We start from the raw sequence: 12,646 nt of genomic DNA, 5'->3' as shown, positions 1-12,646 counted from the left end.
GTCAGCTTGTCAGGTGGGGCGTGACCGGCCCATGATCGGCGCTCGGGGTGGTCAGGGGGCGGTCTGCACCTGGGCGGTCTGCACCTGGGCGGTCTGCACCTGGGCGTTGCGGCGGATCTGCGCGACCAGCTCGTGCTGTCCGGCTCCGGTCAGGAGGGTCAGGGCGTCCTCGAACGCGCTGAGGTCACCGTCGATCTCGCTGAGGTTGCTCAGGGCGACGCCCAGCAGGCGGGTGTTGCCGGTGCCGCGCAGGTGGGCGATGGCCGCGCGGTAGTGTTCGGCGGCGCCCGTGAGATCACCGCTCTCGTGGGCGTCCACACCCCGGTTGATGTGGACGTTCGCCAGCCCGAAGGTGTCCCCGGCCTCGTGGAGGGCCTGCATCAGGGCGGGGTACAGCGCCTCGGCCTCACGGCGCTGGCCGAGGGTGCCGAGCAGCATCACGTAGTTCAGCAGCAGGCGGCTGCGGGCGCTGGGAATGTCCCGGGCGCGGTCCAGCAGCGGCGTGAAGACGGCGTGGGGCTCTGCGCCGAGGCCGACCTGGGCGCGGGCGACCATGCCGAGTTCGGTGAGGTGCGCCTCGTCGTCCCCGTGGAGGTTCCAGAGGTCGGCGGCGATCTGGCTGTGGCGGCGGGCGGCGTCCCATTCCTCACGCATGCGGGCGGCGTGGGCGCGGACACTCGCGGCGTGGGCGGCGTCGGGGCCATGGCCGCTGATCTGCCCAGCCAGCGCCACCGCCTCATCGGCACGCCCGAGGTACACCAGGGCAACGGCGCGGGCGGCCAGGGCGTCGCTGACCTGCTGGTCGTGAGCGCTCAGGGTGCTCAGGCGGGTCAGGGCGTCCTGGGAGCGGCCCACGCCGATTAGCGCCCAGGCGTGGGGGACGGCCAGGGTGGGCAGGTGGGCCAGGGTGTCGAGCAGCGCGGCGGCCTGGCCGGGGTAGCCGCGCCTGAGGTGGGTGTGGGCGTGCTGGCGGGCGGCGTGGGCGGCGCGGGTCTCGTCGGGATCCTCCCAGAGGTCGCGGCTGCGGTCGTAGTGGGGCCAGGCGGCGTCCTCGGGCAGCGCGCGGGCGAGGCGCAGGTGCAGCAGCGCGGCGTGCACGTGGATCTGGCTGAGGTGCTCGCGGGTGGTGGCGGCGGCGTACACGCGGCCGGTTTCGCTGGTCAGGCCCTCGGTGGTCAGGAAGGCCAGGGTGCGGGCGAAGGTGCCGGCGTCCTGGTTCAGGGCGGCGCGGGTGGCGCGCAGGTTCGGCTGGTCCTGCAGGGCGAGGAGCAGGAAGGTGTCACGCACCGGGTCGGGGTAGGCGCGGACGCGCGCGCCCAGGCGCAGGTCGAGCGGCTGGCCGCGCAGGGCGTGCCCGACGAGGACGGGGTGCCCGTCGGTGCGTGCGTGCACTTCCGGGTGGGCGCGCAGGTCGTCCGGGGTCAGCGGCCCGAGGTTCAGGTGCAGGTCCACGTCGAAGGGCGGGTGGTGGCGGGACGTGACCACGATGACCGCGCCGGGACGCGCGGCGGCGGCGTGGGTCAGGGCGGCCTGCGTGGCGGGGTCCGCCGCGTCCCAGCTGTCGATGGCGACGCGCAGGTGCGGGTCGCGCAGCGCGGCGTGCGCGGCCTGCGGGTGGGTGGGGGGCGCGGCGCTCAGGGGACTCAGGGTGGCGTAGGGCGCTTCGGCGCGGCCCGGGAGGACCGTCCAGCCGCCGCTGCGCGCGAGGGCTTCGAGCAGGGCCGTTTTGCCCATGCCGGCGTGCCCGCTGATCCAGGCGGTCTGGCCGGGGGTCAGGGTGTTCAGGGCGGCCAGTTCGGCTTCCCGTCCGGCGAAGGGGGCGCTGACCGGGGCAGGCGCGGCGCTCAGGTTCAGGCCGAGGCTGCGGGCGTCCCGTTCGACCTGCGCGGCCAGCGGGTGCCCGGCGAGGCTCAGGAGGTGATGGAGTTTCGGCAGGTCGAGTTCATCGGGGGGTGGAGCGCCGGGCAGCGTCAGGGCGCGCGCGGCGAGGTCCCCGGCCTGTTGCGCGTGGCCGTGCGCGGCGGCCTGCGCCCCGAGGGTCGTCAGGGCGGCGCGGGCCGCCTGCGCGACGGCGTCGCGGGTGTCGAACACCCATTCTTCCAGGTCGGCGCCCAGGGGAATGGTCAGGGCGTCCAGGAACGGCCCGGCGTACAGCGCGGCGGCGGCCTCGTGGCGGCCCCGGCGGACGAGGTCGCGCAGCTGAGCGGCGTCGCAGGGCATGGCGGCGGCGACCCGCTGGCCGTCCTCGGCCAGGGCGCCGGGCAGGCCGCGCAGGTGCACGAGGTGCTGCGCCAGCGAGTTCATGGGGTTAGTCGCGTCGGGCCAGAACAGCTCGGCCAGTCGGCGGCGGGGCTGCGGGCCTTCCAGGCACAGGTACGCGAGGAGCAGCAGCACCTTCTCGCGCCGGAAGGTGACGCCCTCCACGGACAGGGCGCCGAGGGTCCGCAGGGTCATGCGTGCATTGTCAGGGATGAGCGCCGCGTGAAACAAGCGGCGGGCGGGTACCCTGGGGCATGCTGACCTTCCCGCACGACATCTCCCGCCTCCTCACGCCCGGTCATCCGAACTGGCCGGGAGACGCGCCGTTCCGGGTAAGTCCCGGCGCGCGGATCGCGGCGGGTGACAGCGTGAACACCGGCGAGCTGTGCACGAGCACCCACACCGGCACGCACGTGGACGCGCCGTGGCATTACGACGACGCCGGGGCGAGGTTGCAGGACGTCCCGCTGGACGTGTACGTGGGCCGCTGCCGGGTGCTGGGTGTGACGGCGCAGGACGGAGCCGTGCAGGCTGACGTGCTGGCGGGGCTGCCGGAGACCCTCGCGCCCCGGCTGCTGCTGCGCACCGGGCAGCCCGCGCACTGGGCGGCCTTCCCGGAGGATTTCCCGGCCCTCGCCCCGGCCTTCGTGCGGGAGGCGGCGCGGCGCGGCGTGCGGCTGATCGGCACGGACTGTCCCAGCGTGGACGCCCTGACCAGCAAGGACCTGCCGGGGCACGCGGCGTGCCGGGACGCCGGGGTGTTCATCCTGGAGAGCCTGAAGCTGGAGGGGGTCCCGGACGGCGAGTACGACCTGGTGTGCCTGCCCCTGCCGCTGGCCGAGGTGGATGGCGCGCCGGCCCGCGCGATCCTGCTGCGGGCCGGGACACTGTAAGCGCAGGGAGGGCGCCGCTCAGCCGTCGAAGCCGAAGGCGGCGCTGACCGGCGCCGGGGCGCGTTTGGGGCGGCCGGTGCCGGGATCGACCCAGACCCATTCGGTCTGACATTCCGCGAGGCGCACCCCGTCAGCCGGGTCGCCGGGGTTCACGCGGTCCAGGGCGTAGGCGCGGACGCTGCGCACCCCGGCGTGCAGGGTCAGGGCGGTGCGCACCCGCACCTGATCCCCCAGCAGCGCGGGGCGGTGGTAGGTGATGACGTGCTGCCGCGCGACAGGTACGGCGCCCAGCGCACTCAGGGCGTCGGTGCCCATGCCCAGGCGCAGGGCGTGGGCGCGGGCGACGTCCTCGCACCACGCGAGGTACACGGTGTTGTTCACGTGGTGCAGGTCGTCCAGGTCGCCGGGCTGCACCGTGACGACCTGTTCGTGGCGGCGCGTGTCGGGCAGGTCGGCCCACAGGACGTCCGCGTCGGGAATGCGGAGCTTCAAGCGGAGGGCTCTCCAGCCGGTGTGTTCCCGACCGGCGCCTCGGCCGCGACGAGGTCGTTCAGGGCCTGCGCGGCGTCCAGGTCGCGCTGGGTGACGCCGCCCGCGTCGTGCGTGTAGTAGTTCACGCGGACGTAGTGGTAGTGGATGTGGATGTCGGGGTGGTGGCCGCGCTCCTCGGCCTGCTGCGCGACGCGCACGGCGAAGTCCACGCCCTCCATGAAGTGCTGGAAGGGAAAGTCGCGGTAGAGCTTGCCGGAATCGCCCCACCAGCCGTCGGGTTTGGCCTGGAGGACGTCGCCGTCGGTCAGTTTGCGGGTGGGGTCGTAGCTGATGCGGGGGTCGTACGCCATGTCCTGCATGCTAGGGCCCCGGGGCGGGGCGCGTGGTGGGCGGGGACGCGGTTCAGCGGACGATCCGCCCGGTGGGGACGCGGCTCAGCGGATGATCCGGCCGGGTTCCACGCTCGCGGCGCGCCGGGCGGGGATCAGCGCGGCGAGCAGGGTGGTGGTCAGCCCGATGGCGTTCACGGCGAGGATGTCGGTGAATTTCACCTCGACCGGCAGGGTGGTGATGAAGTACAGGTCGCCGGGCAGCGTGAAGGGCCGCACGGTGAAGTACGCGCTGATGCCCAGTCCCAGGACGTTGCCCAGCAGCAGGCCGCCGAAGCCCAGGATCAGGCCCTCGATCAGGAACACGCGGGTGATCAGGGGGCGGGTGGCGCCGATGGCGCGCAGGATGGCGATCTCCTGGGTCTTCTCGAACACGGCCAGCGTCAGGACGTTCGCGATGCCGAACGCGGCGACCACCACGATCAGCAGCACCACGAACGCGATGACCCGCTTCTGCAGGGCCAGCTGGTCGAGCAGCGTGCCGTACAGGCTCTGCCAGGGCAGCGCGCTGTACGCGCGGGTGCGGGTCAGGTCGTCCCCGACGCGCGGCGCGAGGTCCGGGTTGAACAGGCGCAGCTGGTAGCCGGTGATGTTCGCCGTGCCCTGCACGGCCTGCAGGGTCTTCAGGTTCGTGAAGGCGTAGGCGGAGTCGATCAGGTAGTTGCCGGTCTGGAACACGCCCCGGACCTTCAGGGTGGTGCGGCGCTGGCTGCTGTTCAGGAGGCGCACCTCCTCGCCGCTGAACGCGCCGACGCTGCGGGCCAGGGCGGCGCCCAGCATGACCTCGCCGTCTTTCAGGGTGCCCAGGATCAGGCGTTCCTCGGGGGGCAGATCCAGCACCCGCGCGGCGTCCCGGCCGACCCCGAACAGCGTGGTGAAGTCCACTCCGGCGGCGCGCCCGTCACTGGCCGGGCGGGTCAGGAGGCCCTTGTCCGCCAGGAAGGGCGTGAAGGCCTGCACCCGGGCGTCGGCGCGGATCGCCTGTTCCAGGTCCGGGCTGGGGCCACTGGGGCTGTACGCGGTGACGCTCAGATGCGGGCTGGCGCGCAGGGTGGCGCTGACCAGCGCGCGGGTGAAGCCGTTGGTGAGGCTCAGCGCGGCGATGAGCGCCATGACGCCCACGGCGATGCCCAGGATGGTCAGGACGTTCTGGGTGCGGCGGCGGCGCAGGTGCGCGAGCGCCAGCGTCCACGCGAGCGTCCGATCGGGGGCGGAGGTCATGACAGGGGAGGATAGCACCCGCTGTCCGGCGTGGGCCGCAACGCGAAACCGCCGCCCCCGAGGCTGGAAGCGGCGGTCCGGGAGGCGCGCGTCAGCGGACGGCAGTGATGCGGATCTGCCGCGCGCCCCAGTTCAGGGCCTCGCTGCGGGTGGGCATCCACACGTCCACGGAGTTGGTCTTGCGGGCGGCCATGGTGTCCTCGACGATGAACACGCGGTTCTTGAGCATGCTGCTGTACTTGCCGCTCAGGTCCTCGATGATCACGCGGGTGCCATATGGGAAGACGCGCAGGAGGTCGCGGGACAGCGCGATCACGCCGGGGCGGGTGCGGGTGCCGGTCGCGGTGATGTAGGGGGTGGCGTCCGTCTGACCGGGGGTGCTGTTGTAGGCGGTGCTGCGCGCGATGGCCGTCTTGCCACGGATGGGGGTGTAGGCGACGGTGTCGCTGGCCTGCTGGGTGGCGGCGATCCCGGCGGCGCGGTTCTGCGCGGCCTGGCTCTGGGCGGCCTGCTGGGCGCTGGTCTGGCTGGGGGCGGTCTGGGTCAGGGCGTCGCGGACAGCGTCGGTGGCGACGGTGCTGGCAGGCAGGGCGGGGGTGGCGCCGGCAAGGCCGAGGGCGGCGATGATCAGGGCGTGCAGGCGGCGCTGGATGGCTTGAAACATGAACTCTCCTGTCAGGCACGACAGAGGACGTGCCTGGCGATGGTGATGGGGCATTGTGCTGCGCGGTTTCTCTGCTACTTCACTGCTGCGAAACCTGGGGGTCAGGAGTAAAGACTTCGCTTAACCTGGGCATGAGCGTACGGCCCATTTATGGGCACTTTCTAAGATATTCACATTTATTAACTCATTATAAATACGTTTATTTTCTTGACTGAGTATAAATAAATCTACTTTCTCTCAATTTATGGGCATATAGAAAATGAGATAAGTTCTAATGCTCTCATTTAGTTTCTCACGGTATACGTCGCCTCCTGGCACCCAAACAGTGAGGCGCGACCCCCCAGGGGGTCGCGCCTGCGTCAGATAGCAAGTCAGATCACGCTGCTGAACTGAGAAAGGGTGAGAGGGCTATCAATGTCAGCTGACCGGCCAGCCAGCTCCACACCGACTCTCACTGCACACTCATTCTTCGTTCTGGGCATGTGGGACGGCGCCCCACCCGGAAAGCACCTGCGCCGAGATTTCCCGGAAGATCGGGGCGGCCAGCTGCGAGCCGTGGTGCCGCACCTTCGCGCCGTGGACCATCACCGTGATCGTCACGCGCGGCGCCTCGGCGGGCAGGAAGCCCGCGAACACACTGTCGTACACCGTGCTGGAATAGCGCCCGTCCACGACCACCTGCGCCGTCCCGGTCTTGCCCGCCAGGTCATAGCCCTTGATCCCGGCCTGCGAGAAGATGCCCTCGTTGATCACGTTGAGCAGCAGCTGCCGGGTGGTGCGCGCCACCTCGGGCCGCAGCACCTCGCGCCGCTCCACGCCCCCGCGCCCTCCACCAGTCTGGGCGCCACGTACTGACCGTCGTTGGCGAGCACGTTGAAGGCCGAGACGAGCTGCAGGTTCGTGCTGCTCATGCCCTGCCCGAAGGCGTTCGTGGCGCGCACCAGATCGCCCCATTCCGACAGGGGGCGCAGCTGACCGGTGCCGGCGGGAATCACCGGAATCTGCACGTCCTGCCCGAAGCCGTAGCGCGACAGGTACCCGCGCATGTCCTTCGGCTCGAAGTGCTCGACGATGTGACTCATGCCCACGTTGCTGCTGTAGCGCAGGATGCCCTGCGTGGTCAGGGTGGACGGATGAGCGACCGCGTCCCCGATGCGGCTGCCCCAGCGGCCACCCACGAAGCGGCTCATGGGGGTGCTGTACAGCGTGTTCGGGGTGGTCAGCCCCTCGTTCAGTGCGGCGGCCACCACCAGCGCCTTGATGGTGGAGCCCGGCTCGAAGACGTCCAGGAACGGGCGGTTCCGGCGTGCCTCCTGGCTGTATTTCCTCCACTCGTTCGGATTGAAGGGCGGGTAGCTGGCGGCCGCCAGCACGCGGCCCGTGCGGGTCTCGAGTACCAGCGCCGAGGCGTATTCGGCCTCGTGTTCCGGCACCGCCTTGGCCAGGGCCGCCTCGGCCGCCGCCTGGATCTGCGTGTCGAGCGTCAGCTTGAGGTTCTGCCCCGAGGTGAGCGCGCCGTTGTACGCCGCCTCTAGGCCCTCCAGACCCTCGGTGTCGCCCATCATGCCCAGCAGCTGCCCGGCCAGCGTGCCCTGCGGGTACACCCGCTTGCCGTTCACGCTGGTCGCCAGCACCCGCCCGTCCGCCGCGAGAATGGAGCCGCGCGCCTGCACCGCCCGCTGCCGCACGCCCTGCGGCGCCCCCCATTCCAGCTGCGCGTAGGCCCACACCAGGGTCAGGAACATGGCGAGCGCGATCAGGCGCATCAGCGCCGAGCGGGTCCGGATCTTCACTTCCACTGCGTCCTCACCTCCACCTTGCGGGGCTGGGCCGACCTGACCGGCGCGGCCTGCACCCCGGCGATGTCCGCCGTGTCCTTGGGCGCCACCGCGAAGAGCTGCATGCCGTTGGCCTTCGCCCACGCCCCAATCCGCTGCGGGGCCTCGAGTTCCTGCAGTTGCAGCGCCAGGTTGTCGCGCTGGGTGATCAGGGTCTGTTCCTGGCCCTGGGCCTCGCGCAGCAGGCTGCGGACGTTACTCGTCGAGGCGCGCACGCTGACGAGCGCCACGACGAGCGCCACGTAGATCAGCAGGTACCGCACGGCGCGAGCCCGCCAGGTGGGCAGGGTGAGGTCCGGATCGAACTTCGGCCAGGCCCTCACGCCGTCACCCGCCGGGCCCCGCGCAGTTTCGCGCTGCGCGCGCGGGGATTGCCGGACTGTTCCTCCTCACTGGCCACCACGGGCCGTTTCGTGAGGGCTTCGAGCCCCTCGCTGCCCAGCAGGAAGCGCTTGACGATGCGGTCCTCAAGCGAGTGGAAGCTGATGACGGCCAGCCGCCCACCGGGCGCCAGCAGCGTCTCGGCCGCCGCGAGCCCGTCGCGCAGGGCGCCCAGTTCGTCGTTGACGTGAATGCGCAGCGCCTGGAACGTGCGCCGCGCCGGGTGGATGCCTTTCGAGAAGCCGGGGTAGGCGCGCTTGACGATGTCGGCGAGCTGCACGGTCGTCTCGATGGGCGCCTGCTCACGGGCGGCCACGATGGCGCGCGCGATGCGGCGCGACAGGCGGTCCTCGCCGTACTCGTAGATGATGGACGCCAGTTCCTCGGCGTCGTACTCGTTCACCACGTCGGCGGCGCTCTCGCCGGACTGGCTCATGCGCATGTCCAGCGGCGCCTCGGTGTGGTACGAGAAGCCGCGTCCCGTGTCGTCCAGCTGGAAGGAACTGACGCCGATATCGAGCAGGACGCCGTCCACCTGCGTCACGCCCACCCCGGCGAGCAGCTGGGCCATGTCGCGGTAGTTGCCTTCCAGGACGGTCAGGCCCTGCGGGTTCGCGGCACGCGCGCGGCTGAGCGCGTAGGGGTCCTGGTCGATGCCGTACACGGTCGCGCCCGCGGCGAGCAGCAGCCCGGTGTGCCCGGCGCCGCCCAGCGTGCCGTCCACGAAGACCTTACCGGGCGCGGGCTGGAGCATCTCCAGCACCTCGGCGGCCAGGACCGGCACGTGTGAGAGGGTGTCCCCGGCGGCGCCGGGCGTCAGGTCGGGGTCAAACGGGTCGGCGGCGGATTGCATCGCGTCCCCGTGGGGGGAGGCGGGGAGGTCAGTGGGAAAATCAGGGTCAGTCATGGGGATCACGCCACGAAGTTCGTGAGAAGGTCGGATTGGGGTGGGTTGTCCTGCACGGCCGTGATGGCCGCTTCCCAGCGCGCCGGATTCCACAGTTCGAGGCGGCCGGGCGCGCCGGCCACGATCACCTCGCTGTCCAGACCCGCGAAGGCCCGCAGGGTCTGCGGGACCGACACGCGGCTCTGGTTGTCCAGTCGCGCCTTGTTCGCGCCGGAGTAGAAGAACCGCACGAACGCGCGCGACTGCGCGTCCGTGAGCGGCAGGCCCTCGAGCTGCTCCTCCACGCGCTTCCAGCTTGACAGCGGAAACACGTACAGGCAGCCCTCCATGCCGCGCGTCAGGATCATCCCGTCCTCCACGAAGTCACGGAACGCGGGTGGCATGACCACTCGGCCCTTGTCGTCGATGGTATAGGGGTACTCTCCAAACGGCACACGTCTCCTCTTGTCCCCACCCGTTCCCACCACGCCAGGTGGCCGGACAGGCGGTCACGGTCAACCGTGAACACGAGCTAAACGCATTTCGGTTGATGCGGCGAGTGTAACAGCCACCACCACGATTTACCACCGATTCCCACCGTCTCCCCCGCTTCCCCCCACAGGTGGTCCCGGATTCCCACTGGGGCCCCACAGCCGGACAGGACACCCACCCCGGCGCCCACCCGCTACGCTGCCCGCATGACCCCCTCCCGCACCCTGAGAAGCGGCGCGATCCTGGCCGCGCTGGCCGTCGCCCTGGGCGCTTTTGCCGCGCACGGCCTGAAACCCCGCCTGGACGCCGCGATGCTCGCCAACTTCGAGACCGGCGCCCGCTACCAGATGTACGCCGCGCTGGCGCTGCTCGCGCTGGGCACCCAGCCCGGTCAGCGCCGCGCGCCCGGCTTCCTGCTCGCCGGGGCCGCCGTCTTCAGCGGCAGCCTGTACGTGCTGGCCCTGAGCGGCGTGAAGGTGCTGGGCGCGGTCACGCCCCTCGGCGGCGCGCTGATGATCGCCGGGTTCGTGCTGGCGGCGCTGGACGTGAAGAAGGAGCAGTAACCCGTCAGGAAGCAGGCCGCCCCGGTTTCCCGGAGGCGGCCTGTTCGTGTGGTGCGGGGGAACTGTAAGCCGGGTTCTGTCCGCCACTGACGTGGCTGTTCGGCCATCTCTCTGGGACGCGCGTCGCCGCGCGCCTCAAGCGACCATCCTGGCGGTCAACGGGCGGGCCGCCCTCGCGCGCTGTCGGGTCTTGCACCGGATGGGGTTTACCAGCGCTCCCGGTCTCCCGGGGGCCTGGTGCGCTCTTACCGCACCGTTTCACCCTGACCACCTGCCCGCCCGCGCCGGGGCTTCACGTTCTGCACGCCAGCAGGTGGCGGTCTGGTTTCTGTGGCACTGTCCTTCGGCTTCGCCGCCACCCCCGCGCAGGCGCGCGCAGTGGGCGCTTGACTCGCCGACCAGCCGTTAGCTGGCATCCTGCCCTGCGGTGCCCGGACTTTCCTCACCCGGACTCACGCCCAGGCGCGGCCGAACATTCCCCCGCAAGAACGGAGCATAGCAGACCCCGCCGCCCGGCCGCGCCGGAGGCACCGAGGAGACCGTCGCCCCTCCAGCGTCCGCGTCCTGGTGGGTACCTGCCCGGGAGAGCAGCGGGCCGGCACCCGCACTGGCACCTTCCACATGCCTCTACTGAGGTCCTGAAAGCGCTGGGACTCCTGGGCATCCTGGCCTTCGCGCCGGGCCTTGCCCTGAATGGCCTTCAGGCCAGCCGGGGACAGCGGCGGCGCCGGGCCTGAACCGGGCCGCCGGCCGCCGGCTGCGCGAGTGGAGGGGTGCGCCCTGAAGCGCACCGGGGCGCCTTCGGTGCACACTGGTACGGGCGGGACGTCCGGCATCAGGACGCGCGCCGCAGGGAGAGGGCAAGTTGAGAATCCACCTGATCACCGTGGGAGAACCGAAACTGGCGTACGCGCGCGCCGGCTGGGACGAGTACGAGAAGCGCCTGCGCCGCTACCACAAGGTGCAGGTGACGCGCGTGACCGGCAAAACCCAGGCCCTGGAGAGCGAGGCGGTGCGCCGCGCCGCCGGGCGCGCGCCGCTGGTGCTGCTCGACCCGCGCGGGCGACAGTTCACGTCCGAGGGCCTGAGCGCGTACCTGGACGCGCAGGGCGTGGCGGGCGTGGGCGAACTGGCCTTCGCCATCGGCGGGCCGGACGGGCACACCGACGACCTGCGGGCCGGGGCGCACCTGCTGTGGGGCCTGGGGCAGCTGACCCTCCCGCACGATCTGGCGATGGTGGTGCTGGCCGAGGCGCTGTACCGGGCGAGCACGATCAGCGCGGGCGAACCCTACCACCGGGGCTGAGGGGTAGGGTGGGACCATGAGCGACGCGACTCCCCCCACCCTGCCGGCCCCGGACGCCGAGTGGTTCGAGACCCCGAGCCTGCGCGGGCGGCTGGTGACCCTGGAGGGCCTGCACCCCGAGCACGGGGCCGACCTGAGCGCCGGGGCCACCGACGACACCATCCGGTTCCTGGCGCGCGGCGGCCCGGCGGCCAACACCCCGGCGGCGTGGGGGGAGTACGTGACGCGGCTGAACGCCCTGCCGCGCCGCGTGAACTTCGCGGTGCGGTCGCTCTCGTCCGGGCGGGTGGTGGGGCGCGTCAGTTACAGCGAGGTGAACGTGGCCGACCGCTGGGTGGAGGTCGGCACGATGCTGCTGCCCGAGGCGCAGGGAACCGGCGTGAATGCCGACGCCAAGGAACTGGTCATGGCGCGGGCCTTCGAGGTGCTGGGCGCCAACCGCGTGCACTTCAAGGTGGACGCCCGCAACGAGCGCAGCCTGCGGGCCATGCGGCGCCTGGGGGCCACCGAGGAGGGGGTGCTGCGGGCCTATCAGGTGCTGCCGGATGGATCGGCGCGGGATTCGGTGATGTTCAGCGTGCTGCGCGCGGAGTGGCCGGCGGTGCGGGCGGGGCTCCGCGCGCGGCTGCCCTGACGCTGGCGCACGGAGCACCTCTCCTGTGCCCGGAGCGTCTTCTGTCTGGAATCCCGTCAGCCGCTGCTTACACCGCCCCCGAACTGATCTGATGGGCAGCTGATGGCATGAGAAATGCCGCAAGATTGCCATAAAGTGTTCGGTACACTGACCCGCGTGACCCGCCGCCTCCCCGCCCGACTGGCTGCCGTGCTGGCCGCGCTGCTGTGCCCGGCGCAGGCCCTGATCGTCCCCCTGACCGGCTGGACGCCCGTGAATGGCGACGCGAACTACTGGACGGATGCCAGCGGCGCCTGCCTGATGCGCGAGGAGCGCTCCGGGCAGGCCTTTCCCACCTTCACGAACGCCGAGGACGCCCGCGCGTTCGCCCTGAAACTGCAGGGCAGCCTGGGCCGCAGCGTCAGGGCCGTGGTGACTCAGCCGGTCGACCGGGCCGGCGCCTGGGGCGTGCTGGCCGCCTACGACTACCAGCAGGCCGGCCAGACCTACCGCATCAGTCAGCTGTACCTCAGCGACCGGGGCGTGCTGCGCACCGTGACGGGCAGCGCCGCCCTGAAGGACGCGGGAGCGTGCGTGAACGAGATGCGGGACTTCATCCGCTACCTGGCGAACTGATCCGGCGGTGGGG

At 71.4% G+C, this 12,646-nt stretch carries 13 protein-coding genes, 1 other RNA gene and 1 pseudogene; 5 read left to right on the top strand and 10 right to left on the bottom strand.

Features of this window, described 5'->3' with window-relative positions; genetic code table 11:
• Positions 1–51: 51 nt before the first annotated feature.
• On the bottom strand, positions 52–2,454 hold the full coding sequence (locus AUC44_RS05485) for an ATP-binding protein (protein ID WP_062157738.1): 2,403 nt from the start codon (positions 2,452–2,454) through the stop codon (positions 52–54).
• A 59-nt stretch (positions 2,455–2,513) separates the two neighbouring features.
• Between AUC44_RS05485 and AUC44_RS05480 the strand changes: the two genes are divergently transcribed.
• Positions 2,514–3,152 carry a cyclase family protein gene (locus AUC44_RS05480; RefSeq protein ID WP_062157737.1) on the top strand — a complete coding sequence of 213 codons (639 nt, stop codon included), beginning with the start codon at positions 2,514–2,516 and terminating at the stop codon, positions 3,150–3,152.
• Between the two features lie 18 nt (positions 3,153–3,170).
• On the opposite strand, the gene AUC44_RS05475 is transcribed toward AUC44_RS05480, so the two are convergent.
• The 8 genes and pseudogenes from AUC44_RS05475 to mraZ all read right to left on the bottom strand — a co-directional run bounded on the left by AUC44_RS05475 (position 3,171) and on the right by mraZ (position 9,478).
• The gene (locus tag AUC44_RS05475; protein ID WP_062157736.1) at positions 3,171–3,644 is read right to left on the bottom strand and encodes an acyl-CoA thioesterase; all 474 of its coding nucleotides are present in this window, start codon (positions 3,642–3,644) and stop codon (positions 3,171–3,173) included.
• Positions 3,641–3,994, bottom strand: a complete 354-nt coding sequence (locus AUC44_RS05470; protein WP_157445182.1) for a 4a-hydroxytetrahydrobiopterin dehydratase — start codon at positions 3,992–3,994, stop codon at positions 3,641–3,643. The genes AUC44_RS05475 and AUC44_RS05470 overlap by 4 nt, the downstream gene beginning before the upstream one ends.
• A gap of 84 nt (positions 3,995–4,078) precedes the next feature.
• Positions 4,079–5,254, bottom strand: coding sequence for an ABC transporter permease (locus AUC44_RS05465; RefSeq protein ID WP_062157734.1), 1,176 nt, complete (start codon positions 5,252–5,254; stop codon positions 4,079–4,081).
• A gap of 91 nt (positions 5,255–5,345) precedes the next feature.
• Positions 5,346–5,918, bottom strand: coding sequence for a 3D domain-containing protein (locus AUC44_RS05460; RefSeq protein WP_062157733.1), 573 nt, complete (start codon positions 5,916–5,918; stop codon positions 5,346–5,348).
• A 462-nt stretch (positions 5,919–6,380) separates the two neighbouring features.
• A pseudogene (locus AUC44_RS05455) lies at positions 6,381–7,717 on the bottom strand (peptidoglycan D,D-transpeptidase FtsI family protein).
• The gene (locus AUC44_RS05450) at positions 7,708–8,079 is read right to left on the bottom strand and encodes a hypothetical protein (RefSeq protein ID WP_062157732.1); all 372 of its coding nucleotides are present in this window, start codon (positions 8,077–8,079) and stop codon (positions 7,708–7,710) included. The pseudogene AUC44_RS05455 and the gene AUC44_RS05450 overlap by 10 nt, the downstream one beginning before the upstream one ends.
• Positions 8,076–8,990, bottom strand: coding sequence for a 16S rRNA (cytosine(1402)-N(4))-methyltransferase RsmH (gene rsmH / locus AUC44_RS05445; RefSeq protein ID WP_062157731.1), 915 nt, complete (start codon positions 8,988–8,990; stop codon positions 8,076–8,078). The genes AUC44_RS05450 and rsmH overlap by 4 nt, the downstream gene beginning before the upstream one ends.
• A 59-nt stretch (positions 8,991–9,049) precedes the next feature.
• Positions 9,050–9,478, bottom strand: coding sequence for a division/cell wall cluster transcriptional repressor MraZ (mraZ, locus tag AUC44_RS05440; RefSeq protein ID WP_062157730.1), 429 nt, complete (start codon positions 9,476–9,478; stop codon positions 9,050–9,052).
• Between the two features lie 243 nt (positions 9,479–9,721).
• On the opposite strand from mraZ, the gene AUC44_RS05435 reads away from it, so the two are divergent.
• On the top strand, positions 9,722–10,078 hold the full coding sequence (locus AUC44_RS05435) for a DUF423 domain-containing protein (protein ID WP_062157729.1): 357 nt from the start codon (positions 9,722–9,724) through the stop codon (positions 10,076–10,078).
• A 49-nt stretch (positions 10,079–10,127) separates the two neighbouring features.
• On the opposite strand, the gene rnpB is transcribed toward AUC44_RS05435, so the two are convergent.
• An RNA gene (gene rnpB, locus AUC44_RS05430) (RNase P RNA component class A) lies at positions 10,128–10,562 on the bottom strand.
• Positions 10,563–10,943: 381 nt separating this feature from the next.
• On the opposite strand from rnpB, the gene AUC44_RS05425 reads away from it, so the two are divergent.
• The 3 genes from AUC44_RS05425 to AUC44_RS05415 all read left to right on the top strand — a co-directional run bounded on the left by AUC44_RS05425 (position 10,944) and on the right by AUC44_RS05415 (position 12,633).
• The gene (locus AUC44_RS05425) at positions 10,944–11,384 is read left to right on the top strand and encodes a 23S rRNA (pseudouridine(1915)-N(3))-methyltransferase RlmH (RefSeq protein ID WP_062157728.1); all 441 of its coding nucleotides are present in this window, start codon (positions 10,944–10,946) and stop codon (positions 11,382–11,384) included.
• Between the two features lie 16 nt (positions 11,385–11,400).
• Positions 11,401–12,018 carry a GNAT family N-acetyltransferase gene (locus tag AUC44_RS05420; RefSeq protein WP_062157727.1) on the top strand — a complete coding sequence of 206 codons (618 nt, stop codon included), beginning with the start codon at positions 11,401–11,403 and terminating at the stop codon, positions 12,016–12,018.
• 156 nt (positions 12,019–12,174) lie between these two features.
• Positions 12,175–12,633: a hypothetical protein gene (locus tag AUC44_RS05415; RefSeq protein WP_110829143.1), complete on the top strand. Its 459-nt coding sequence runs from the start codon at positions 12,175–12,177 to the stop codon at positions 12,631–12,633.
• Positions 12,634–12,646 lie beyond the last annotated feature (13 nt).

This window comes from Deinococcus actinosclerus, assembly GCF_001507665.1.
In the GTDB taxonomy this organism is placed as follows: Bacteria; Deinococcota; Deinococci; order Deinococcales; family Deinococcaceae; genus Deinococcus; species Deinococcus actinosclerus.
The sequence above is the reverse complement of the archived record's forward strand: the minus strand, read 5'-3'. Positions and strand labels throughout refer to the sequence as shown.

What these genes read in the sequence shown, in the direction of transcription:
- AUC44_RS05485 (WP_062157738.1), bottom strand. Translation starts at nt 2,454, where the DNA reads ATGACCCTGCGGACCCTCGGCGCCCTGTCCGTGGAGGGCGTCACCTTC.
- AUC44_RS05470 (WP_157445182.1), bottom strand. Translation starts at nt 3,994, where the DNA reads ATGGCGTACGACCCCCGCATCAGCTACGACCCCACCCGCAAACTGACC.
- AUC44_RS05460 (WP_062157733.1), bottom strand. Translation starts at nt 5,918, where the DNA reads ATGTTTCAAGCCATCCAGCGCCGCCTGCACGCCCTGATCATCGCCGCC.
- AUC44_RS05480 (WP_062157737.1), top strand. Translation starts at nt 2,514, where the DNA reads ATGCTGACCTTCCCGCACGACATCTCCCGCCTCCTCACGCCCGGTCAT.
- AUC44_RS05465 (WP_062157734.1), bottom strand. Translation starts at nt 5,254, where the DNA reads ATGACCTCCGCCCCCGATCGGACGCTCGCGTGGACGCTGGCGCTCGCG.
- AUC44_RS05420 (WP_062157727.1), top strand. Translation starts at nt 11,401, where the DNA reads ATGAGCGACGCGACTCCCCCCACCCTGCCGGCCCCGGACGCCGAGTGG.
- rsmH (WP_062157731.1), bottom strand. Translation starts at nt 8,990, where the DNA reads ATGCAATCCGCCGCCGACCCGTTTGACCCCGACCTGACGCCCGGCGCC.
- AUC44_RS05435 (WP_062157729.1), top strand. Translation starts at nt 9,722, where the DNA reads ATGACCCCCTCCCGCACCCTGAGAAGCGGCGCGATCCTGGCCGCGCTG.